The following is a 20,126-nucleotide window of genomic DNA, read 5'->3' as shown; positions in this document are numbered from 1 at the left end:
TCGGAGATCACCATGTTCCATTGTGGGAGCCGGCCTTGCCGGCGATGGGGCCGGATGCTTAATACAAGGCAGCAAACAGCTTGCGCCGGTAAGTCCCCACCAGCGGATGGTCATTGCCCAGCAGATCGAACACCTGCAGCAGCGTCTTGTGCGGCAAGCCGCCTTCATAACCGCGATTGCGCATGAACAGCTTGAGCATGCCGTCCAGCGCCGCTTCGTACTGCTGGCGGGAGAGCTGCTGGATGCACAGCTGATAGGCCGCTTCATCGTCTTCGTTGTTCTGCGCCAGCCGTGCCTTGAGATCGGCAACTTCCGGCAGGCTTGCGGCCTGACGCAGGAAGGTCAGCTGAGCCTTGGCGCCGGCCAGGGCAGCCTTGTGCTCATCGCTCTTGACTGCATCCAGCACGGTCTGGGCTTCACCCAGTTCACCGCGTTCAGCCAGGCAACGGGCGTACAGAATCAAGGCCGCGGCATTGCTGTTGTCTTCGCTCAGCAGCGCTTTCAGCGTGGCTTCGGCTTCGCTGAAGCGCCCTTCGGCAAACAGCCCCTGGGCCAGTTCCAGCGGATCGGCAGCAGCCGGCGGCGGCATTTGCACATGCGGTTCGAGCAGCGCACGAATCGCCGATTCGGGCTGGGCACCGGCAAAGCCGTCGACCGGCTGACCGTCTTTGAACAGCACCACGGTAGGCAGGCTGCGAATGCCGAAGCGGGCAACGATGTCCTGTTCGATATCGCAGTTGACCTTGGCCAGCAACAACTCGCCTTGATAGCTCTCGGTGATTTGCGCAAGCAGCGGCATCAGCGCCTTGCAGGGGGCGCACCACTCGGCCCAGAAATCCACCAGCACCGGTTTGTGGTGGGAGTTGGCGATTACCAGCTGGTCGAAATCGGCAGCGCTGGTATCGAAAACATAGGGTGTGTCTTGGCTCATCGCGACTCTCGAAAATCCGTGAATGGCATCACTATAAAGGCTGGCGGCTGGCGTGGTACAGGCTGACCCGGCGGAATTCGTGGGGCTCGGCCAGGTCCGGCAGGGTCAGGGCCTCCAGCACGCCCAAAGGCTGGTACAGCGGATGACTGAAGTCGCGTACACGTGAGTCGGCCACCAGGGCCTGCTGGCCGCGGCTGAGGAACTCATCGAGCAGTGGCAGGTTGGCCCGGTCGTAGAGCACGTCGGCCACCAGGATCAGGTCGAAACGGTCGGCTTCCTGGAAGAAATCCTCGGAATAGCTCAGCTCCACGCCATTGAGCGCGGCATTTGCCTGGCAGGCTTGCAGGGCCAGTGGATCAAGGTCGCAAGCCACGACCTCAAGGGCGCCTGCGCGGGCGGCTGCGATCCCGGCGATCCCGGAGCCGGCGCCAAAATCCAGCACACGCTTGCCTTCTACCCAGTGCCGGTGCTGGTCCAGGTAACGGGCCATGGCCAGGCCGCTGGCCCAGCAGAAGCTCCAGTACGGTGGTTCGTGGAGGATGCGCCGGGTTTCTTCCGGGCTGAATTCGCGGTCCATGTTCTCGGCATCGATCAGCCACAGCTTGAGTGCGCACTCGGGTAGATCGCTGACCACCAAGCGGGCATCGCCGAGCAGTTCGCCCAAGGCCTGTTGCAAAGGTGCGGGTGCCATTATGGCGCTCGTTCGAAACGCAGCGGGCCGGTGACCTGGGTCTGCGCCTGGAAAATCCGCACAGGCGGCAGGTGCAGGATCAGTTGCCCGGACTTGCTCGCGCGGCCGCGCAATTCGACCCGTGCCCCGGCCGGGAAGGCTTCGGGGTTGAAGCGCAGTTGGTACGGCAAGTCCAGGCCGTTGCTGTCGAGCGTGCTGCTGGCCAGCAGGTTTTGCGGGCGGCCGCGGTCATCGATGACCAGCAAGGCCAGTTCGACTTCGGCACCGGCCGGAATATTGAGCAAGGTTCCGCTCAATTCACGTTGATAGGCCGGCAAAGGACCGAGGGTTTTTGCGGTTTTACTGGCAACCGGTGCTTTCGGGGCCGGTGCAGTCTGGGGTTGATCGCTGCTGCAGGCTGCCAGCAAGGCGGCAAAACTGAGCACAACGAGCGCTCGAAATGGCATGGGGAATTCCTTCGCGGCATATTTCCTGAGTGGATGGTAACCCCTTTGGCTTGTCTTGCCAGTGGGATGCGCTACCATGGCCCTCCCTTTTTTTGTTGCCTGCCACCATGCACTGTCCCTTCTGCGGTGCCAACGACACCAAGGTCATCGACTCTCGACTGGTTGCCGAGGGCGAGCAAGTGCGCCGCCGGCGCGAATGCGTCGCCTGCGGCGAGCGGTTCACCACCTTCGAAACCGCCGAGCTGGTTTTGCCGCGCCTGATCAAACAGGACGGCAGCCGCCAACCCTTCGACGAAGAAAAACTGCGCGCCGGAATGCAGCGCGCCCTGGAAAAACGCCCGGTCAGCGTCGAGCGCCTGGAAGCGGCGCTGGCGCATATCAAGCACAAGCTGCGGGCAACCGGCGAACGCGAGGTCAAATCGCTGGTGGTCGGTGAGCTGGTGATGAACGAGCTGCAGAAGCTCGATGAAGTCGCCTACATCCGCTTCGCCTCGGTCTACCGGCGCTTCCAGGACCTCAACGAGTTTCGCGAAGAAATCGACCGCCTGGCCCGTGAGCCGGCTAAAGAGTGAGCATGTCCAACGAGCGCGCGGTACTCGACGCCCATTACATGGCCCGGGCCCTGGAACTGGCCCGCAAGGGCTTGTATTCGACCCATCCGAATCCGCGCGTCGGCTGTGTGATTGTTCGCGACGGCCAGATCGTCGGCGAAGGCTGGCATGTGCGTGCCGGTGAGCCGCACGCCGAAGTGCATGCGCTGCGTCAGGCCGGCGAGCTGGCCCGTGGCGCCTGTGCCTACGTCACCCTTGAACCGTGCAGCCACCACGGGCGCACGCCGCCGTGTGCCGAGGCACTGGTCAAGGCTGGCGTGGCGCGGGTGGTCGCCGCCATGCAGGACCCTAACCCGCAAGTCGCAGGTCAAGGCCTCAAGCGTCTGGCCGAAGTCGGCATCGAAGTCGCCAGTGGCGTACTCGAAGCCGAGGCCCGCGCGCTCAACCCGGGCTTTCTCAAACGTATGGAGTGCGGTCTGCCATTTGTACGGGCCAAGCTGGCAATGAGCCTGGATGGCCGCACGGCCATGGCCAACGGTGAAAGCCAGTGGATCACCGGGCCCGCCGCGCGCTCAGCAGTACAGCGTCTGCGTGCCCGCTCCAGCGTGGTGCTGAGCAGTGCCGAAAGCGTCCTGGCCGACAAGGCGCGGATGACGGTGCGCGCTGACGAGCTGGGCCTCGATCCGCAAACCACAGCCCTGGCCCTGGCGCGTCCGCCCCTGCGGGTGCTGATCGATGGCCGCTTGCGCCTGCCACTGGATGCGCCGTTCTTCCTGGCCGGCCCGGCGCTGGTGGTCACTGCAGCCGGCGCTGACCCACGTTACGCCGAAGCCGGCCATGAGCTGCTGAGCCTGGCGGGCGAGGGCGGCCGGGTCGACCTGTCTGCGCTGATGCGCGAACTGGCGCAGCGTGGTACCAGCGAAGTGCTGCTCGAGGCCGGTGCCGGCCTGGTCGGGGCCTTTGCCCAGCTTGGCCTGATCGATGAATACCAGATCTTTGTTGCCGGCAAGTTCCTCGGTTCCAGTGCCCGTCCGTTGCTGGACTGGCCGCTGAACCACATGAATGAAGCGGTGCAGCTGAAAATCACTGAAATGCGCGCGGTAGGCGATGACTGGCGAGTCACTGCCATCCCTGTGCCGGCGTCCGGCGTATAATTCCAGGCTAGCCACGCGCAGCCCTGTTCTCGAGGAGGACTCATGTTTACTGGCATCATCGAATCCATCGGCAGCATCCGCTCGCTGACGCCCAAAGGTGGCGACGTGCGGGTCTATGTCGAAACCGGCAAGCTCGACCTGGGCGACGTCAAACTCGGCGACAGCATCGCCGTCAATGGTGTGTGCCTGACTGCGGTCGAGCTGCCTGGCGATGGCTTCTGGGCTGACGTCAGCCGTGAAACCCTCGACTGCACCGCCTTCAACGAACTGAAAAGCGGCAGCCGGGTCAACCTGGAAAAAGCCCTGACCCCGACCACCCGCCTGGGCGGTCATCTGGTCAGCGGTCACGTCGACGGTGTCGGCGAAGTGGTGTCGCGCAGCGATAACGCCCGCGCCATCCAGTTCCGCATTCGTGCACCCAAGGAGCTGGCCAAGTACATTGCCCACAAGGGCTCGATCACCGTCGATGGCACCAGCCTGACCGTGAACGTCGTCGATGGCGCCGAGTTCGAACTGACCATCGTCCCGCATACCCTGGCCGAAACCATCATGGCCGACTACCGTCCAGGTCGTCGGGTCAACCTTGAGGTCGACCTGCTGGCCCGTTACCTGGAGCGTTTGCTGCTGGGTGACAAAGCCGCCGAGCCGAACACCGGCAGCGGCATTACCGAAAGTTTCCTGGCCGCCAACGGCTACCTGAAATCCTGATTTGAAAGGGGGTGCCGCGTGGCGCTCAACAGCATCGAAGAACTGGTCGAAGACATCCGCCAGGGCAAAATGGTCATCCTCATGGATGACGAAGACCGCGAGAACGAAGGCGACCTGATCATGGCCGCCGAGTGCTGCAAGGCCGAACACATTAACTTCATGGCCAAGCACGCCCGTGGCCTGATCTGCATGCCGATGTCGCGCGAGCGCTGCGAAACGCTCAAACTGCCACTGATGGCGCCGCGTAACGGTTCGGGTTTCGGTACCAAGTTCACCGTTTCGATCGAAGCCGCCGAAGGTGTGACCACCGGTATCTCCGCCGCTGACCGTGCGCGCACCGTGCAAGCAGCCGCCGCCCGTGATGCCAAGGCCGAAGACATCGTCAGCCCCGGCCACATCTTCCCGCTGATGGCCCAGCCTGGCGGCACCCTGGCCCGCGCCGGCCACACCGAAGCTGCCTGCGACCTGGCGCGCATGGCCGGTTTCGAGCCGAGCGGGGTGATCTGCGAAGTGATGAATGACGACGGCACCATGTCGCGTCGTCCGGAACTGGAAGTCTTTGCTGCCGAGCATGGCATCAAGATCGGCACCATCGCCGACCTGATCCACTACCGGATGATCCACGAACGTACCATTCAGCGGATTTCCGAGCAGCCGCTGGACAGCGAACTGGGCAGTTTCAACCTGGTGACCTACCGCGATTCGGTTGAAGGTGACGTGCACATGGCCCTGACCCTGGGCAACATCTGCGCGGAAGAGCCGACCCTGGTGCGCGTGCACAACATGGACCCGTTGCGCGACCTGCTGATGGTCAAGCAACCGGGCCGCTGGAGCCTGCGCGCCGCCATGAGCGCGGTTGCCGAGGCCGGCAGCGGTGTCGTACTGCTGCTCGGTCACCCGCTGGAAGGCGACGTGCTGCTGGCGCATATCCGCGAAAGCGCCGATGCCGCGCCGGCGAAAACCCCGACCACTTACAGCACCGTCGGTGCCGGTTCGCAGATCCTGCGCGACCTGGGCGTACGCAAAATGCGCCTGATGAGTTCGCCAATGAAGTTCAATGCGATATCCGGATTCGATCTGGAAGTTGTAGAATACGTGCCCTCCGAATAAAGCAGGCGGTTTGTCGCGCTGCCATTCGTGTCCCAAACCCTCACAGGCCGCCATTTGCGGCCTGGCTCTTTAAGATGAGAACTCGCAATGACCCTGAAGACCATCGAAGGTACCTTCATTGCCCCCAAAGGTCGCTATGCTTTGGTGGTTGGCCGCTTTAACAGCTTCGTCGTCGAAAGCCTGGTAAGCGGTGCTGTTGATGCCCTGGTTCGCCATGGCGTGAGCGAAAGCGACATCACCATCATCCGTGCCCCGGGTGCCTTTGAAATCCCGCTGGTAGCACAGAAAGTCGCCCAGCAAAGCGAATACGCTGCAATCATCGCCCTGGGCGCAGTGATTCGTGGCGGTACCCCGCACTTCGAATACGTTGCGGGCGAATGCACCAAGGGCCTGGCCCAGGTGTCCATGGAGTTCGGCGTACCGGTTGCTTTCGGTGTCCTGACTGTCGATTCGATCGAACAGGCCATTGAGCGTTCCGGCACCAAAGCCGGCAACAAAGGTGCCGAAGCTGCCCTGTCCGCTCTGGAAATGGTCAGCCTGCTGGCGCAGTTGGAGGCCAAGTGATTAGCGACGAAAGCGATCGTTTCAACCCGCGCGATCCAAAACCTGCGGATGCTGGCAAGCCATCGAAGAGCGCCAAGCGTCGCGAAGCCCGTCAGCTCGCGACTCAGGCCCTGTATCAATGGCACATGGCCCGGCAGTCGCTGAACGAGATCGAAGCGCAGTTCCGGGTCGATAACGATTTCACCGATGTCGACGGTGCCTACTTCCGTGAAATCCTGCACGGGGTTCCGGCGAAGAAAGTCGAGATCGACGAAGCACTGAAGCCATGCCTGGACCTGGCCCTTGAAGAGCTCGATCCAGTTGAACTGGCGGTACTGCGCCTGTCCACCTGGGAGTTCATGATGCGCGCTGATGTACCGTACCGCGTCGTCATCAACGAAGGCGTCGAGCTGGCCAAGGTGTTCGGTGCCACTGACGGCCACAAGTTCGTCAACGGTGTGCTCGACAAGCTGGCTCCACGGCTGCGTGAAGCCGAAGTAAAGGCGTTCAAGCGCTGATTGCGGCGCTGATTGCCAATGGGTGAGTTCGAGCTGATTCGCCATTACTTCGCCGCTGCGCCCTGCGCGCAAGGCGGCGAAGCGGTTGCGCTGGGCATTGGCGATGATTGTGCCTTGCTCAGCCTGCCGCCTGGCGAGCAACTGGCGATCTCCACCGACACGCTGGTGGCCGGGGTGCATTTCCCGGCTGTCTGCGACCCTTTTCTGCTCGGTCAGCGTTCGCTGGCTGTTGCCGCCAGTGACCTGGCTGCCATGGGCGCCACACCCATCGGCTTTACCCTTGCCCTGACCCTGCCTGAGGTGCGTGCCGACTGGCTGCAGGCCTATGCCCGTGGACTGAACCAGATGGCTCAGGCGTGCAGGCTGAGCCTGATCGGCGGCGACACCACCCGTGGCCCGTTGAGCCTGACCATGACCGTGTTCGGTCGTGTGCCGGCAGGCCAGGCCTTGACCCGCAGTGGCGCGCGCGCCGGCGACCTGCTGTGTGTCGGCGGCGAGCTGGGCAATGCCGCCGGCGCCTTGCCTTTGGTCCTCGGCCAGCGCCAGGCCGACCCCGCTGTGGCCGATCCGTTGCTCGCCCATTACTGGTCACCGCAGCCGCAGTTTGCCCTGGGGCAGGCGCTGCGTGGCAAGGCGACTGCGGCGCTGGATATCTCCGATGGCCTGTTGGCCGACTGCGGGCATATCGCCAAGGCTTCGCAGGTGTCGCTGCAGGTCGAGCTGGATCGGCTGCCGTTGTCTGCTGCGCTGCAAGCGTTCCTCGGTCATGCAGGCGCTCAAGAGGCTGCACTGGCCGGCGGCGACGACTATGTACTGGCGTTCACCCTGCCTGAAGCCGAGCTGGAACCACTGCGGGCTGCGGGTTGGCCGATCCATGTGGTGGGGCGTGCAGGCACTGGCGCTGGCGTCAGCCTGGTGGACGGCCAGGGACAGAACATCACCCCGACAACCCGGGGCTATCAACATTTTAGGGAGCAACCGTGACCGATCACCCCAATCAGGTGCCTGCGGAGAACGTTCCGCCGTCGGTCTGGCGTAATCCGTGGCACTTTCTCGCATTCGGCTTCGGCTCCGGGACCTTGCCCAAGGCGCCGGGAACCTGGGGCTCGCTGGTAGCTTTGCCGTTTATCCCGTTGTGGCAGATGTTGCCCGACTGGGGCTATTGGCTGATGCTCGGCCTGACCATGCTGTTCGGCTTCTGGCTATGTGGCAAGGTTGCTGATGACTTGCGTGTTCATGACCATGAAGGCATTGTCTGGGACGAGATGGTCGGCATGTGGATCACCCTGTGGTTGGTCCCCGAAGGCTGGCAGTGGCTGTTGGCGGGTTTTTTGATGTTCCGCTTTTTCGACATCCTCAAGCCCTGGCCGATTCGCTGGGTTGACCGCCATGTGCACGGCGGTGTCGGTATCATGCTTGACGATGTGCTGGCGGGCGTCTTCGCTTGGTTGGGTATGCAGGTGCTTGTATGGAGTGTCACTTAAGGGAGTGGTGCAATGCGTGGATGGCGAGTAGTCCTGTTGATCCTGGCGCTGGTCGCCAACGGTGTTCACGCCAGCGAGACCATCGAAGTGCCCAAGCAAGTAAGGTTGGCCAGTGAGCGTTGGGAGGATTACACCAACGCTGACGGCACTGGTATTGCCTGGGATATCCTGCGCAAGGTGTTCGAGCCTGCCGGTGTCAAGGTAGAGGTGCTCAGCGTGCCGTACAGCCGAGCTATTGGCCTGGTCAAGCGCGGCGAAGCCGATGCCTGGGTCGGTTCCTATCACGAAGAAAGCACCGACAACCTCTACCCGCGGTGGAATTTCGACACCGACCATATCTACGCCCTGAGCCTTACCAGCAAGCCTGTGCCGACCCCGGAGAACCTGGGGCAGTTCAAGCTTTCCTGGGTGCGCGGCTATGACTATCAGGACTACCTGCCCAATGTCGGCGAGTACCGGGAAGTGCAGCGTCGCGAAGGGATCTTGCCAATGCTCGAACGCGGGCGTGTGGATTTTTACATCGACGCGCAGACTGAAGTTGACTACGTTCTAGGCCAGGCTGCAGCAGGTGAGCGGCGCAGGTTTCGCAGCACGCACATTGCCGAACTGCCGCTGTATCTGGCCTTTGGCAAAACTGATGAGGCCCGGGCGCTCAAGGAACTGTTTGACCAGCGAATGGACAAACTGGTCGCCAGTGGCGAGTTGCGTGAAATCTTCAGCCATTGGTCCCAGCCCTATCCGTTCGATGAGAAGGCGCGCCTGGAGTAGGCCAAATCGTATCTATCGATGGGTTTGAGCAAAGATTCGACCTGAGCAGCCCGTGCACATGCTGGTACAATCGGCTCACTTTATTCTTCAAGCTTTCAAATCAGGAGCACAAAGTGCCCGTCGTCTTTGTTGCCGCTTCCAAGCTGCCTACCCCGTTTGCGATTTTCACCATGCATGGTTTTCTCGATGAAGCCACGGGCCGCGAGCACGTTGTGCTCAGCCTGGGTGATATCGCCGATGGGCAACCGGTGCTCGGGCGCCTGCATTCCGAATGCCTGACCGGCGATGCTTTGTTCAGCCAGCGTTGCGACTGCGGTTCGCAGCTTGAGGCTGCCCTGCAGGCGATCGCCCGCGAAGGCCGTGGCGTACTGCTGTACCTGCGTCAGGAAGGCCGTGGCATTGGCCTGTTGAACAAGATCCGCGCTTACGAGCTGCAGGACGGTGGCGCCGACACGGTCGAGGCCAATGAGCGCCTGGGCTTTGCCGCCGACCAGCGTGACTACGGCATGTGCCAGCCGATGCTTGAGCACCTGGGGGTCAAGTCGCTGCGCCTGATGACCAACAACCCGCGCAAGGTCAAGGCACTGACCGGCATGGGCATCCCGGTCGCCGAACGTGTGCCGCTGCACACCGGTCATAACCCGCACAACAAACACTACCTGGCCACCAAGGCTGGCAAGCTCGGCCACATGATGGGCAACGAGCACCAGGGCGAGGCCGGTCGGGCGTGACCCGCGCCCAGGTTCGCCGCCGCCTCGAACTCGCCTGGTGGCAATACCTGGCACTGGCGCTGGCGCCGTTGCTGGTGTTTGCCTGGGCCTTTGGTGACCTGCAGGCATTGATCGCAGTCCTGGCCATGCCGGTGTTCATCGCCGGTGTGGCCTCGATGTTCCTCAGCCTGCCACGCTTTGGTGCCTACAAGCGGGCACTGATCGCTACCCAGAAAGCCCTCGACAGCGATGCCGAACCTGGCGCCTGGACCGAACTGGCGCGTGTGCGGCGCCTGGGCATGCTGTTCGCCTGCCTGCCGGCATGGATATCGGCGTTGTCGGTGTTCGTCGGCCTGGAAGCGGTGCCGCAGATCCTCCTGGCGATCTCCAGCCTGGTACTGCTCTACCTCTACCGTATCCCGCGTCAGCTCGGCTGATGCGCGGCGTTCTGCTGCTGGTGTTGCTGGCACTGGCCGCGCCACTGGCGGCTGCTTCGCGGGTGGTCAGCCTGGCCCCCTCGCTGTCGGAAATCGTTGTCGAACTGCATGCCACTGATTTGCTGGTGGGCATGCTCGACGGTGGCGAGCGGCCCGCGGCCTTGGCCCAGGTGCCTTCGGTCGGGCGCTACGGCCAGATCGACATGGAGCGGCTGCTCAGTCTCAAGCCTGATCTGTTACTGCTCTGGCCGGGCAGCGTTCCGGCGGCCCAGCGTGATCAGCTCGAACGTCTGGGTATCGCCACCTACACCGCCGACCCCCATGGCATTGATGAGCTGATCGACCAGATTGAGGCCATCGGCGTGCAAATGGGGCGCGCCGAGCAGGGGCGGGCGCGTGCGCAGCAGCTGCGTGAGCAATTGCACAAGCTCCGTGCGCAGTATCATCGTCAACAGCCGCTAAGGGTGTTCTATCAGGTGTGGGACAAACCTTTGTACACCGTCGGTGGCGGGCAGATCGTCAGTGATGCCCTGGCGGTGTGTGGCGCGCGTAATGTGTTCGCCGAGCTCAAGGTGCCTGCGCCACAGGTGAATCTGGAGTCGGTGCTGTTGCACGATCCCCAGGTGATCCTCGCCAGCGACCAGGCCCAGCTCGACGCCTGGAAGGCCTGGCCGCAGGTCGATGCCGTGCGCCATGGGCGTTTGCTGCTGGTGCCGGACAAGGGCCTGGAACGGCCCAGCGGGCAGATGATCGAAGCGACGGCGCGGTTGTGTCAGGTGCTCGACGTTAAAGCGCCGGTGTCCAGGTGATGCCGAGCAGCCAGGTGCGGCCTTCCTCGCGGTAACCGTACTGGGTACCTTCGTAGGTATACAGGGCGCGGGAATAAGCCTTGTCCAGCAGGTTGTCGACCTTCAGGTCCAGCTTGATTTCAGGATTCAATGTCCAGCTGCTGCGTAGGCCGAGAAGGCCGTAGCCGCCCAGGCTATTGCTGTTGGCCTCATCGTCGTAACTGCTGCTCACCGCCTGCCAGCTAGCGCCCAGTCCCAGTTGATCGAACTGCCGATCAAGGTCCAGGCTCAGGGTGCGGCGAGCGCGGCGGGCCAGGGTATGACCGCTGTCGCGATCGCGAGGGTCAATCAGCGCCAGGCCGAGGTTGCTCTGCCAGCCGAACCATTGTTGGTGCAGGGCCGCTTCAAAGCCGTTGATTCGGGCTGAAGCCACGTTGCGCGGGATCGAACCTTCACCAAAGATGATCGCATCGCGCAGGTCCGTACGGTAAATCGAGGTTTCCAGACGACTGTCTGCACCGAGCTGGCTTCGCCACTGCAGTTCGTAGCTTTTCGAGCGCTCAGGCTTGAGGTTCGGGTTGCTGTACTGCGGGTAATACAGATCGTTGAACGTCGGGGCGCGGAAGCCTTCGCTGTAGGACAGCAACAGGTCGTTATCCGGGTTGACTGGCAGGGTCAGGCTGCCGCTCCAGGTATTCTGCCCACCGAACTGCTGGTTCTGGTCGCGACGCAAGCCCAGTTCGGTGGAAAACCACTCTCCCTTGAAGCGGTGCTGGATAAAGGCAGCGCGGTTCCAGCGGCTATCCTCGTCGAAGTCGGTGCTGCCGTGAACGCGGTCCTGGTACCAGTCGGCGCCGATCATCAGGCTGTTCTGCTCATCAAGCGTCAGGTCGTTCTGCCAGCTGGCTGAATCGCGATAGGTGTTGAACTCGCTGCTCTCGCTACTGAGTTTGTCGCGCTTCTTGTCGCGGTTCTCGCTATGGCCGACTTCGAGACGCGAATACCAGTGCTCGTTGAGTTGGGCGCCCAGGTAGGAGCCCAGGCTACTGACGGTGTAGTCGGTGTAGGGGGCTTGGCCGAAACTCTGGAAGGTGTCCATGTCGAAGCGCCCGTACGGGTTGTCGTACTCGCTGCGACCGCGGCTGTCGAGCAGGTTGAGGCCGGCCTCTACTTCGTCACTGAAGTTGTGGCTCAGGCTCAGGTTGAACGACTTGTTGCGATAGGCGTCATGGTCGCCATCGCTTGGGTAGGAGGTGTGGCTCCAGTCGATACCGGCGCTTTCATCGAGGCTGGCGCCGAGATTGAAGCGGGTATCCTGGTCGCCGCCAGAAAGGCCGAGGCTGCGTTGCCAGGTCTGATTGCTGCCTGCGGCCAGACGCAGGCGTGGCTGCAGACCCTGTTGGGCGCTGCGGCGGGTGAAGATCTGGATGACACCGCCGATAGCGTCGCTGCCGTAGACCGCCGAGCGTGAACCGCGCAGTACTTCCACCCGCTCGATCTGGTCGATATTCAAAAACTGCAGACCGCTGTCACCGGAAGTGGCGTTGGCAATGCGCACGCCGTCCACCAGCACCAGGCTTTGAGCGGTCTTGCTGCCGCGGATGTAGATGCCGGGCACGCTGCCACGTCCGCCGGTAGGCGCGACCTGTACGCCCGGTACGCGGGTCAGCAGGTCGGTGACGCTGGTAGGTTGCAGGCGATCGATGTCATCACGGGTGAACACCGTGTTGGCGGCACTGGATTGCGTGCGGTCCTCGACCTGGCGGTTGGCGCTGATCAGGGTGTCGGGCAGCTTCAGGGCGCTGTCGCGGTCGATGGGGTCGGCGAGGAGGGCGGTGGGCAGGCACAGCAACAGCGGGGTAAGGCGGGAGAGCTTCATGGGGTGTCCCATTGCTTATCGCCGGCAAGGTCAGCTCCCACAATGTTCTGTCAACTTTGTGGGAGCTGGCTTTGCCAGCGATGAGGCCCTTTCAGGCCCCGGAGATCAAAGGCCGAGCAGTTGCAGGCGCTGACGCACCGAAGCCTCGATACCGGCAACATCCAGCCCGCACTCGGCGAGCATCTGCGCAGGCTTGGCATGCTCGACATAGACGTCAGGCAGGCCCAGGTGCAGTACCGGCTTGAGCAGTGCTTCGCGGGCGAGGAACTCGCTGACCGCAGCACCCGCGCCACCCATGATGGCGTTCTCTTCGATAGTCACCAGCAGCTCATGGCTGGTCGCCATTTCGCGCACCAGTGCTTCATCCAGCGGTTTGACGAAGCGCATGTCGACGACGGTGGCATCAAGATTTTCAGCCACCTTCAACGCTTCTGTCAGCTGCACGCCAAACACCAGCAGGGCGACTTTGCTGCCCTGGCGGCGAACCACGCCCTTGCCGATTTCCAGCGGCTCGAGGTTGTTCTCGATGGTCGCGTTCGGGCCGCTGCCGCGCGGGTAGCGCACCGCTGCCGGACCGTTGTACAGGTGACCGGTACTGAGCATCTTGCGCAGCTCGTTCTCGTCGCTCGGGGTCATCACCAGCATGCCGGGGATGCAGCGCAGGAACGACAGGTCGAAGCTGCCGGCATGAGTCGGGCCGTCTTCGCCGACCAGGCCGGCACGGTCGATGGCGAACAGCACGTCGAGGTTCTGCACGGCAACGTCGTGGATCAGCTGATCGTAGGCGCGCTGCAGGAACGTCGAGTAGATCGCCACCACCGGCTTGGCGCCTTCGCAGGCCATGCCGGCCGCGAGGGTCACGGCATGCTGTTCGGCAATCGCCACGTCGAAGTAACGCTGCGGATAGCGCTCGCTGAACGCCACCAGGTCAGAGCCTTCCTTCATCGCCGGGGTGATGCCGACCAGGCGTTCGTCAGCTGCGGCCATGTCGCACAGCCACTGGCCGAACACTGCCGAGTACTTCGGACCGCCAGCCTTTTTCGGCGCGGCAGCCGGTGCATCGACGGGCTCAAGCTTGGTGATGGCGTGGTAGCCGATCGGGTCGACTTCCGCCGGGGCGAAGCCTTTGCCTTTTTTCGTCACTACGTGCAGGAACTGCGGGCCTTTGAGGTCGCGCATGTTACGCAGGGTGGTGATCAGGGTCGGCAGGTCGTGCCCGTCGATTGGCCCGATGTAGTTCCAGCCCAGCTCTTCGAACAGGGTGCCGGGCACCAGCATGCCCTTGGCATACTCTTCGGTGCGGCGGGCGATTTCCCAGGCGCCAGGCAGGCGCGAGAGAACCTTTTTGCTGCCCTCGCGCATGCTCGAATAGGTGCGGCTGGAGAGGATCTTGGCCAGGTAGTTGGACAGGCCGCCGACATTGCGCGAGATCGACATGTCGTTGTCGTTGAGGATCACCAGCATGTCGGCATCGACTTCCTGGGCGTGGTTCAACGCCTCGAAAGCCATGCCGGCAGTCAGCGCGCCGTCACCGATCACGGCGATGGACTTGCGCGGATCGTTCTGCAGGCGGGCGGCGATGGCCATGCCCAGCGCTGCGCTGATCGAGGTGCTGGAGTGACCGACGCCAAAGGTGTCGTACTCGCTCTCGGCGCGTCGCGGGAAGGCGGCCAGGCCGTCCTTCTGGCGCAGGGTGTGCATGCGCTGGCGGCGACCGGTGAGGATCTTGTGCGGATAGGCCTGGTGACCCACGTCCCACACCAGCCGGTCGTCCGGGGTGTCGAAAACGTAGTGCAGGGCAATCGTCAGCTCGATAACGCCCAGGCCGGCACCGAAATGCCCGCCGGTCTGACCAACGGTATAGAGCAGCTCCTGGCGCAGTTCGTCAGCCAGGTTCTCCAGGTCGGCTTCAGCCAGCCGGCGCAGGCCGGCAGGCGTATCGGCACGGTCGAGCAGCGGCGTGACCGGGCGTTCGCGGGGGATCTCTTGAAACGTCGTGGGCATCAGGCGAATCGTTATAGATATGAAGTGGCGGCAGTTTACCTTATTGCGGTAATGGCTGCCCATTGAGTGCAAAAGCAGGGGCTTGCGGCCCCTATCGCCGGCAAAGCCGGCTCCCACGGTTACAACACTTCGGTTTGGCTCTTGTGGGAGCCGGCCTTGCCGGCGATGAGGCCGGAACAGGCGACTTAGTTACGTCGCGCGACAATGTAGCGGGCCAACTCGCGCAACGGCTCGGCCGCTGCGTCGAATGGCCGCAGGGCTTCCAGCGCCTGGTCGCGCAGTTCCAGGGCATAGGCCTTGGCGGCTTGTAGCCCGAGCAGGGCCGGGTAGGTCGGTTTGTCGCGGGCGATATCGGCACCTTGGCGTTTGCCGAGGGTTTCGGTGTCGCTTTCGACGTCGAGAATATCGTCCTGCACCTGAAACGCCAGGCCGATGGCCCGGGCGTAGGTCTGCAGGGCATCGAGCTGCGCTTGATCGGCACGCGCACTGGCCAGGGCACCGAGGCGCACGCTGGCTTCGATCAAGGCGCCGGTCTTGTGCCGGTGCATGAATTCAAGCGCGGTCTGATCAAGCTTGAGGCCCACCGAACCGAGGTCGATGGCCTGGCCACCGACCATGCCGGCCGGACCTGCAGCCAGGGCCAGGGTCTGGACCATGGCCAGGCGAATGCTGTCAGCCTGCGGGCTCAGCTGCGGATCGAGCAGGGCGTTGAATGCCAGGCTCTGCAAGCCATCGCCAGCGAGGATCGCGCAGGCTTCGTCAAAGGCCTTGTGGGTGGTCGGCTGGCCACGGCGCAGGTCGTCATCGTCCATGGCCGGGAGATCGTCGTGCACCAGCGAATAGGCATGGATCAGCTCGACGGCGCAGGCGGCACCATTGGCCTGCTCGGGGGCCGCACCGAGGGCTTCGCAGGCGGCATAGGCAAGCAACGGGCGCACGCGCTTGCCGCCGTTCATCACGCTGTAGCGCATGGCGGCGTAGAGGCGGGTGAGCTCTACCGAGGGGGCGACGAACAACTGCTCGAGGGCCGCATCGACCCGGGCCTGACAGCTGGCCTGATAGTGGGCAATCATTCTGCCTGTTCCGCGTCGAAAGGTTCGGCCTTCAGTTCGCCATCGCGCTCCAGCAACACCTGGACCTTCTGCTCGGCCTGGACCAGCGCGGCCTGGCAGTCGCGGGTCAGGCTGATGCCTTGTTCGAACGCGGTCAGCGAGTCTTCCAGCGACAGCTCACCGTTCTCCAGGCGTTCGACCAGGGTTTGCAGGTCGGCGAGGGATTGCTCGAAATCGATGGAGGCTTTTTTTCGGGCCATGGCGGCTGTCTCGGTGGCGGTATAAACGGCGCGACACTAGCAGAGCGGGGCGGGGGGAGCAAATCGATAGGGCGGATCTTTCGTCGCATTCTGTTGCATAAAGACCGACGGCTAGCGCTTGATTTTCCTGCAAGGCTTTCATTGTGGCTGCTTGCAGCTCTCTGCCATAATCGCGGCCGCTTTATCTCGCGGGTTCGCGCAGGTGCAGCTTCCTTTATCTGACGTCACGTAATGGACTACGTTGTGAGCTTCCTTTCGATCGAGTTCGGCCTCAGTTTCATCCTGTTTTTCGTCATTTACTGGAGCTTGTGCTGGAGCGTTCGCCTGCAGAACGTGCTTCTGCTGGCGGCCAGTTATGGCCTGGTGGCCAGTTTCAGCCTCAACTCCCTGTACGTTCTGCTCGGCTACAGCGCCCTGGTGTACCTGCTCGGCCGGCTCGCTGAACGCTATCCGGGGCGGCGTTTGAGTTACCTGCTGGTGTTGCTGCTGGTAGTGAGCTGCTTCTACCTGTTCAAGTATCAGGAGTTCTTTGTCGCGGGCGTGCAGGGCGCGCTGGCCAGTGCCGGTATTGATGTGTCGCTGCCGGTGCTGGAAGTGCTGCTGCCGATCGGCTTGTCGTTTTACACCTTTCACTCGGTCAGCTACCTGGTGTCGATCAACCGGCGCGAGATGCCGTCGGCGAGTCCGATGGACCTGGCCCTGTACCTGGCATTCTTCCCCAGCCTGATCGCAGGCCCCGTCAACCGCGCCGCGCATATGTTGCCGCAGATTCGTCCGCAGACCATTCGCCAGGTGCTGGAGCCTCAGCGGGCCCTGGGCCTGATCGCGCTGGCGGTGGTCAAGCTGTTCTTCTGCAGCGCCTGGCTGGCCAGCGAATGGGTCGATCCGGTGTTCGAAACGCCGGGCAGTTACTCGCCGGAACAGATCCTGCTGAGCGTCTATGGCTACAGCTTCCTGATCTATTTCAACTTCAGCGGCTACACCAACCTGGTGACCGGTATTGGCCTGTTGCTGGGATTCCGTCTGCCCGACAACTTCGATGCGCCTTATGCCGCGCATAACCTCAAGGAGTTCTGGGGCCGCTGGCACATCAGCCTGTCGCTGTTCATCCGTGACTACGTGTACATCCCGCTCGGCGGCAATCGCCGGGGTGTATGGCGCGGCAACCTGAACATGCTGCTGGCCATGCTGATTTCCGGTTTGTGGCATGGCGCGAGCATCAACTTCATTATCTGGGGCGCACTGCACGGCATCGGCCTGGCCTTGTACAAGGCTTCGACCTACGTCCTGCCGCAACCCATGCGCTGGCCCGGGGCGGGGTTGGCGGCGCGGCTGCTGACCTTCCACTACGTGGCCTTTGCCTGGATCTTTTTCCGCTGCGCGAGCCTCGATGAAGCCATGGACATGCTCGCCGGCATCGGCGGCGTGAGCCTCGACGGGCTGTTCTCGGCGACCGGCCTGCTGTTGCTGGCCAGTGTGCTGTACGTCGCGGTGTATCCGCAGATGCTTGCGCTGCTACGGCAGCTGTTTACCGCCACAACCCGCTTGCCCTGGCAGTTCTATCCGATTCCGCTCGGGGTGTTTGTGTCGTTGGTGATCTTTGCTTCGCAGTCGGGCGTGCCGGGGTTCATCTATGCAAGCTTCTAATTCCGCCCAACTGCTGCGCGTGCAAGTGGATGCGGCGAAAGCCTTCTACGCGATCGCCCTGGCCACTGCGCTGCTATTCTGGCTGAACCAGGATTCGATCAGCCTCTACTGCCAGCAGAAATACCATCAGAGTTGCGAGCTGCCGGTGCTTGGGCAAAGTCCGGCCTGGCGCTTGGGGGGCAATCTGACCCAGGCCCTCGGTGCGGCCCGTGACAGTTTTGTCGACAACCTGGCGCAGAGCCGCACAGCGATAGCAAAGGTCGAAACCGTCGAGCTGCCTGCGCCCATTCCCGTGGTTCCGGTGAATCTGGAGGCCGCGCATGCGGTGCCCCACGCAGTGGCGAGCAAAGCACTGGCGGTCAAGGTGGCTGCCCCGGCGACGGTTGTGGCACCGGTCAGGCCAGCCGCAGCCATTGCGCCAGGCCCGTCGCCGTCGGCCACCGTGGTCTCCCTGGCAGCGGGTGATGAGGTGTTTCTGGTGGGCGATTCGTTGATGCAAGGCGTCGCGCCGCACCTGGCCAACACCCTTCGCAAGCGCTACCAGATCAAAAGCGTCAACCTCAGTCGGCAGAGTACCGGGCTGGCGTATCCGGGGTTTTTCAACTGGCCGCGAACAGTGGCGCAGACCCTGCAGAACTCGCCGAACATTCGCCTGATGGTGATCTTCCTCGGCCCCAACGATCCCTGGGACATGCCCCAGGGCAAGGGCAAGCCATTCCTGCGCTTCAAGTCGCCGGACTGGGAGAGTGCCTACCGTCAGCGCATCGATGCGATTCTCGAGCAGGCCCGCGAGCATCAGGTACAGGTGATCTGGGTCGGTCCGCCGAACATGCAGAAGCCACGGCTGTCCAGCGCCATGGCCTACCTCAGCGGCCTGTATCAGGAGCAGGTCGGGCTGCATCAGCAACACTACCTCTCGGTCAATCCGGTGCTGGGTTACAAGGACGACGAGTTCTCCTATACCTTGCAGGACAGCCGGGGCAAACGGGTCAAGACCCGGGTCGATGACGGCATTCATTTCACTATCACCGGGCAAAAGCTGATCGCCGAACAGATATTGTCGAAGATCGCATTCCCGGGCCTCACTGTAACGGGACACTGATGCGTCGACTGCACAACATTCTCGGGCTGGCTCTACTGATCTGTGCGCTACCGGGCTGTAGCCCGGTGGCGGCGGTCGATACCACGGCCAGGCCGGTGACTGCGCCGGCCAAGCCTGCAATCAACCAGAGCAATGGCAACCTGGCGGTGTTGGCCGGCAAGTTCAAGAATGCCAACCGCGCGCCGGTCACGATCGTTCAGTTTGGTGATTCGCATACCGCCGCCGACCTGTTCAGCGGTGAGATGCGCCGCTTGCTGCAAGCGCAGTACGGCGATGGCGGCATCGGCCTGGTTGCCGCTACGCCAGTGCCCGGCACGCGTTATGAGCAGGTCATCCTCAAGGCCGCCAAGCGCCAGTGGGAACTGGTGTCGGCACGTAACCAGCAGAGCGCACAGTTCCCCCTTGGCGGCTATCTGTCGGTACCCCTGGCGGCAAAGCCCGGTGTGCGTATCGAGGCGCGTGAGCCGGGTTCCCAGCGCTATCGGGTGTCAGCCTTGTACCAGGCGCAGGAGAGTACTTCTCTATTGCTGCGCGATCCTCGTGGCCAGAACCGCCGGTTGCTGGCAGCCACGGGTGGGCAATGGCGCTTCGGCCCGGTGGTGAACAATCTCGGCCTGCCGCTGGATCTGACCCTCGACAGTCGCCCTGGCACCGTACTGGGTGGCTGGTACCTGCAGGGGCAGAAGAATGCCGGGGTGATCTACTCGGCGTTGGGCATCAACGGCGCGCGGCTTGAGGTAACGGACAAATGGCAGCCCGGCTGGCAGGACACCCTCAAGTCGCTGCGCCCGGACCTGGTGATCCTTGCCTACGGCACCAACGAGGCGTTCGACGACACGCTTGACCTCAATCTGTATCAGACCCAGCTCAAGCAGACCCTTGAACGCCTGCGCCGCGACCTGCCGCGGGCGGTAGTGTTGATCGTCGGTCCGCCAGACTCGATCAAGCAGCGCAAGGCGCGTAGCTGTGCAGCGCGTCAGCCGCAGCAACTGGCTGCGGTCATCCGCATCCAGCGTCAGGCCGCCCGGCAGGCCAATGCGCTGTTCTGGGACTGGCAGGCGTACATGGGCGGTCAGTGTTCGATTGCAGCCTGGCAGGCGCAAGGCCTGGCGCGCGGTGATCTGGTGCACCTGACTGCCGACGGCTACCGCAAGAGCGCGGCCGCTCTGCACGACTATCTGCGCACGCAGCTGAAGTTGAATTAAGGGCGGGAAAAGGAGAGGCGGGGACAACTCCGGGTTGGCTTGCGGCGCCCCATGGAGTTGTCTCCCCGGCCCTCGAAAAGAGGCCAATCCAGATGCCCGGTGGCACCTGCTCAGCATGTGCCGACTGGCGTCCTGCCA

General features: G+C 63.0%; 22 protein-coding genes. 15 read left to right on the top strand and 7 right to left on the bottom strand.

Annotation, left to right across the window (positions count from 1 at the left end; genetic code table 11):
• Nucleotides 1-58 precede the first annotated feature (58 nt).
• From trxA to AC07OF_RS17810, 3 genes are read right to left on the bottom strand one after another with little or no spacing between them, the layout of a single operon-like run.
• Entirely contained in the window at nt 59-931 is an 873-nt protein-coding gene (trxA, locus tag AC07OF_RS17820; protein ID WP_342624076.1) for a thioredoxin, read from the bottom strand.
• A gap of 31 nt (nt 932-962) precedes the next feature.
• A complete protein-coding gene (locus AC07OF_RS17815; RefSeq protein ID WP_476446462.1) occupies nt 963-1,622 on the bottom strand; it encodes a class I SAM-dependent methyltransferase in 660 nt (219 codons plus the stop codon).
• Nucleotides 1,622-2,068: a YbaY family lipoprotein gene (locus AC07OF_RS17810; protein WP_422416001.1), complete on the bottom strand. Its 447-nt coding sequence runs from the start codon at nt 2,066-2,068 to the stop codon at nt 1,622-1,624. The genes AC07OF_RS17815 and AC07OF_RS17810 overlap by 1 nt, the downstream gene beginning before the upstream one ends.
• 107 nt (nt 2,069-2,175) lie before the next feature.
• Here AC07OF_RS17810 and nrdR point away from each other — a divergent pair, with 107 nt between their 5' ends.
• The 12 genes from nrdR to AC07OF_RS17750 all read left to right on the top strand — a co-directional run bounded on the left by nrdR (nt 2,176) and on the right by AC07OF_RS17750 (nt 10,860).
• A complete protein-coding gene (gene nrdR / locus AC07OF_RS17805; protein WP_038606259.1) occupies nt 2,176-2,640 on the top strand; it encodes a transcriptional regulator NrdR in 465 nt (154 codons plus the stop codon).
• Nucleotides 2,641-2,642: 2 nt separating this feature from the next.
• Entirely contained in the window at nt 2,643-3,773 is a 1,131-nt protein-coding gene (gene ribD / locus AC07OF_RS17800; RefSeq protein ID WP_495073289.1) for a bifunctional diaminohydroxyphosphoribosylaminopyrimidine deaminase/5-amino-6-(5-phosphoribosylamino)uracil reductase RibD, read from the top strand.
• A 42-nt stretch (nt 3,774-3,815) separates the two neighbouring features.
• Nucleotides 3,816-4,481: a riboflavin synthase gene (locus AC07OF_RS17795; protein WP_157190994.1), complete on the top strand. Its 666-nt coding sequence runs from the start codon at nt 3,816-3,818 to the stop codon at nt 4,479-4,481.
• Between the two features lie 18 nt (nt 4,482-4,499).
• A complete protein-coding gene (gene ribBA / locus AC07OF_RS17790; protein ID WP_038606268.1) occupies nt 4,500-5,591 on the top strand; it encodes a bifunctional 3,4-dihydroxy-2-butanone-4-phosphate synthase/GTP cyclohydrolase II in 1,092 nt (363 codons plus the stop codon).
• Nucleotides 5,592-5,678: 87 nt separating this feature from the next.
• Nucleotides 5,679-6,155 (top strand): 6,7-dimethyl-8-ribityllumazine synthase, encoded by a 477-nt coding sequence (ribH, locus tag AC07OF_RS17785; RefSeq protein ID WP_028944446.1) that lies wholly within the window; start codon nt 5,679-5,681, stop codon nt 6,153-6,155.
• Nucleotides 6,152-6,652 (top strand): transcription antitermination factor NusB, encoded by a 501-nt coding sequence (gene nusB, locus AC07OF_RS17780; RefSeq protein WP_038606270.1) that lies wholly within the window; start codon nt 6,152-6,154, stop codon nt 6,650-6,652. Before ribH ends, nusB begins: the two co-directional genes overlap by 4 nt.
• 18 nt (nt 6,653-6,670) lie before the next feature.
• The gene (thiL, locus tag AC07OF_RS17775; RefSeq protein WP_495073288.1) at nt 6,671-7,636 is read left to right on the top strand and encodes a thiamine-phosphate kinase; all 966 of its coding nucleotides are present in this window, start codon (nt 6,671-6,673) and stop codon (nt 7,634-7,636) included.
• The gene (locus AC07OF_RS17770) at nt 7,633-8,136 is read left to right on the top strand and encodes a phosphatidylglycerophosphatase A family protein (RefSeq protein ID WP_038606274.1); all 504 of its coding nucleotides are present in this window, start codon (nt 7,633-7,635) and stop codon (nt 8,134-8,136) included. Before thiL ends, AC07OF_RS17770 begins: the two co-directional genes overlap by 4 nt.
• A gap of 12 nt (nt 8,137-8,148) precedes the next feature.
• Nucleotides 8,149-8,904 (top strand): substrate-binding periplasmic protein, encoded by a 756-nt coding sequence (locus tag AC07OF_RS17765; RefSeq protein WP_157190997.1) that lies wholly within the window; start codon nt 8,149-8,151, stop codon nt 8,902-8,904.
• Between the two features lie 113 nt (nt 8,905-9,017).
• A complete protein-coding gene (gene ribA, locus AC07OF_RS17760; RefSeq protein WP_038606280.1) occupies nt 9,018-9,635 on the top strand; it encodes a GTP cyclohydrolase II in 618 nt (205 codons plus the stop codon).
• Nucleotides 9,632-10,051, top strand: coding sequence for an MFS transporter (locus tag AC07OF_RS17755; RefSeq protein WP_476446466.1), 420 nt, complete (start codon nt 9,632-9,634; stop codon nt 10,049-10,051). The genes ribA and AC07OF_RS17755 overlap by 4 nt, the downstream gene beginning before the upstream one ends.
• Entirely contained in the window at nt 10,051-10,860 is an 810-nt protein-coding gene (locus AC07OF_RS17750) for a cobalamin-binding protein (protein ID WP_157190999.1), read from the top strand. The genes AC07OF_RS17755 and AC07OF_RS17750 overlap by 1 nt, the downstream gene beginning before the upstream one ends.
• On the opposite strand, the gene AC07OF_RS17745 is transcribed toward AC07OF_RS17750, so the two are convergent.
• The 4 genes from AC07OF_RS17745 to AC07OF_RS17730 form a co-directional block, all read right to left on the bottom strand.
• On the bottom strand, nt 10,838-12,718 hold the full coding sequence (locus AC07OF_RS17745; protein WP_476446467.1) for a TonB-dependent receptor domain-containing protein: 1,881 nt from the start codon (nt 12,716-12,718) through the stop codon (nt 10,838-10,840). The two genes, AC07OF_RS17750 and AC07OF_RS17745, sit on opposite strands and share 23 nt — an antisense overlap.
• Nucleotides 12,719-12,823: 105 nt before the next feature.
• Nucleotides 12,824-14,722: a 1-deoxy-D-xylulose-5-phosphate synthase gene (gene dxs / locus AC07OF_RS17740; protein WP_157191001.1), complete on the bottom strand. Its 1,899-nt coding sequence runs from the start codon at nt 14,720-14,722 to the stop codon at nt 12,824-12,826.
• A 185-nt stretch (nt 14,723-14,907) separates the two neighbouring features.
• The gene (locus tag AC07OF_RS17735; protein ID WP_157191002.1) at nt 14,908-15,795 is read right to left on the bottom strand and encodes a polyprenyl synthetase family protein; all 888 of its coding nucleotides are present in this window, start codon (nt 15,793-15,795) and stop codon (nt 14,908-14,910) included.
• Nucleotides 15,792-16,034 carry an exodeoxyribonuclease VII small subunit gene (locus AC07OF_RS17730; protein WP_038606297.1) on the bottom strand — a complete coding sequence of 81 codons (243 nt, stop codon included), beginning with the start codon at nt 16,032-16,034 and terminating at the stop codon, nt 15,792-15,794. Before AC07OF_RS17730 ends, AC07OF_RS17735 begins: the two co-directional genes overlap by 4 nt.
• A gap of 243 nt (nt 16,035-16,277) precedes the next feature.
• On the opposite strand from AC07OF_RS17730, the gene AC07OF_RS17725 reads away from it, so the two are divergent.
• From AC07OF_RS17725 to AC07OF_RS17715, 3 genes are read left to right on the top strand one after another with little or no spacing between them, the layout of a single operon-like run.
• The gene (locus tag AC07OF_RS17725; protein WP_495073287.1) at nt 16,278-17,681 is read left to right on the top strand and encodes an MBOAT family O-acyltransferase; all 1,404 of its coding nucleotides are present in this window, start codon (nt 16,278-16,280) and stop codon (nt 17,679-17,681) included.
• Entirely contained in the window at nt 17,668-18,783 is a 1,116-nt protein-coding gene (locus tag AC07OF_RS17720; RefSeq protein WP_495073286.1) for an SGNH/GDSL hydrolase family protein, read from the top strand. The genes AC07OF_RS17725 and AC07OF_RS17720 overlap by 14 nt, the downstream gene beginning before the upstream one ends.
• On the top strand, nt 18,783-19,988 hold the full coding sequence (locus tag AC07OF_RS17715) for an SGNH/GDSL hydrolase family protein (RefSeq protein WP_495073285.1): 1,206 nt from the start codon (nt 18,783-18,785) through the stop codon (nt 19,986-19,988). Before AC07OF_RS17720 ends, AC07OF_RS17715 begins: the two co-directional genes overlap by 1 nt.
• The last annotated feature ends 138 nt before the right edge of the window (nt 19,989-20,126 follow it).

It is taken from the genome of Pseudomonas sp. GW821-FHT10B02, from assembly GCF_059415665.1.
This window is presented reverse-complemented; position numbering and strand designations above follow the sequence as displayed.

Coding starts and splice junctions, on each gene's coding strand:
- AC07OF_RS17795 (WP_157190994.1), top strand. CDS start 3,816: ATGTTTACTGGCATCATCGAATCCATCGGCAGCATCCGCTCGCTGACG.
- nrdR (WP_038606259.1), top strand. CDS start 2,176: ATGCACTGTCCCTTCTGCGGTGCCAACGACACCAAGGTCATCGACTCT.
- ribD (WP_495073289.1), top strand. CDS start 2,643: ATGTCCAACGAGCGCGCGGTACTCGACGCCCATTACATGGCCCGGGCC.
- AC07OF_RS17750 (WP_157190999.1), top strand. CDS start 10,051: ATGCGCGGCGTTCTGCTGCTGGTGTTGCTGGCACTGGCCGCGCCACTG.
- ribH (WP_028944446.1), top strand. CDS start 5,679: ATGACCCTGAAGACCATCGAAGGTACCTTCATTGCCCCCAAAGGTCGC.
- dxs (WP_157191001.1), bottom strand. CDS start 14,722: ATGCCCACGACGTTTCAAGAGATCCCCCGCGAACGCCCGGTCACGCCG.
- AC07OF_RS17715 (WP_495073285.1), top strand. CDS start 18,783: ATGCGTCGACTGCACAACATTCTCGGGCTGGCTCTACTGATCTGTGCG.
- AC07OF_RS17815 (WP_476446462.1), bottom strand. CDS start 1,622: ATGGCACCCGCACCTTTGCAACAGGCCTTGGGCGAACTGCTCGGCGAT.
- AC07OF_RS17730 (WP_038606297.1), bottom strand. CDS start 16,034: ATGGCCCGAAAAAAAGCCTCCATCGATTTCGAGCAATCCCTCGCCGAC.
- AC07OF_RS17745 (WP_476446467.1), bottom strand. CDS start 12,718: ATGAAGCTCTCCCGCCTTACCCCGCTGTTGCTGTGCCTGCCCACCGCC.
- trxA (WP_342624076.1), bottom strand. CDS start 931: ATGAGCCAAGACACACCCTATGTTTTCGATACCAGCGCTGCCGATTTC.
- AC07OF_RS17720 (WP_495073286.1), top strand. CDS start 17,668: ATGCAAGCTTCTAATTCCGCCCAACTGCTGCGCGTGCAAGTGGATGCG.
- AC07OF_RS17735 (WP_157191002.1), bottom strand. CDS start 15,795: ATGATTGCCCACTATCAGGCCAGCTGTCAGGCCCGGGTCGATGCGGCC.
- AC07OF_RS17765 (WP_157190997.1), top strand. CDS start 8,149: ATGCGTGGATGGCGAGTAGTCCTGTTGATCCTGGCGCTGGTCGCCAAC.
- AC07OF_RS17810 (WP_422416001.1), bottom strand. CDS start 2,068: ATGCCATTTCGAGCGCTCGTTGTGCTCAGTTTTGCCGCCTTGCTGGCA.
- thiL (WP_495073288.1), top strand. CDS start 6,671: ATGGGTGAGTTCGAGCTGATTCGCCATTACTTCGCCGCTGCGCCCTGC.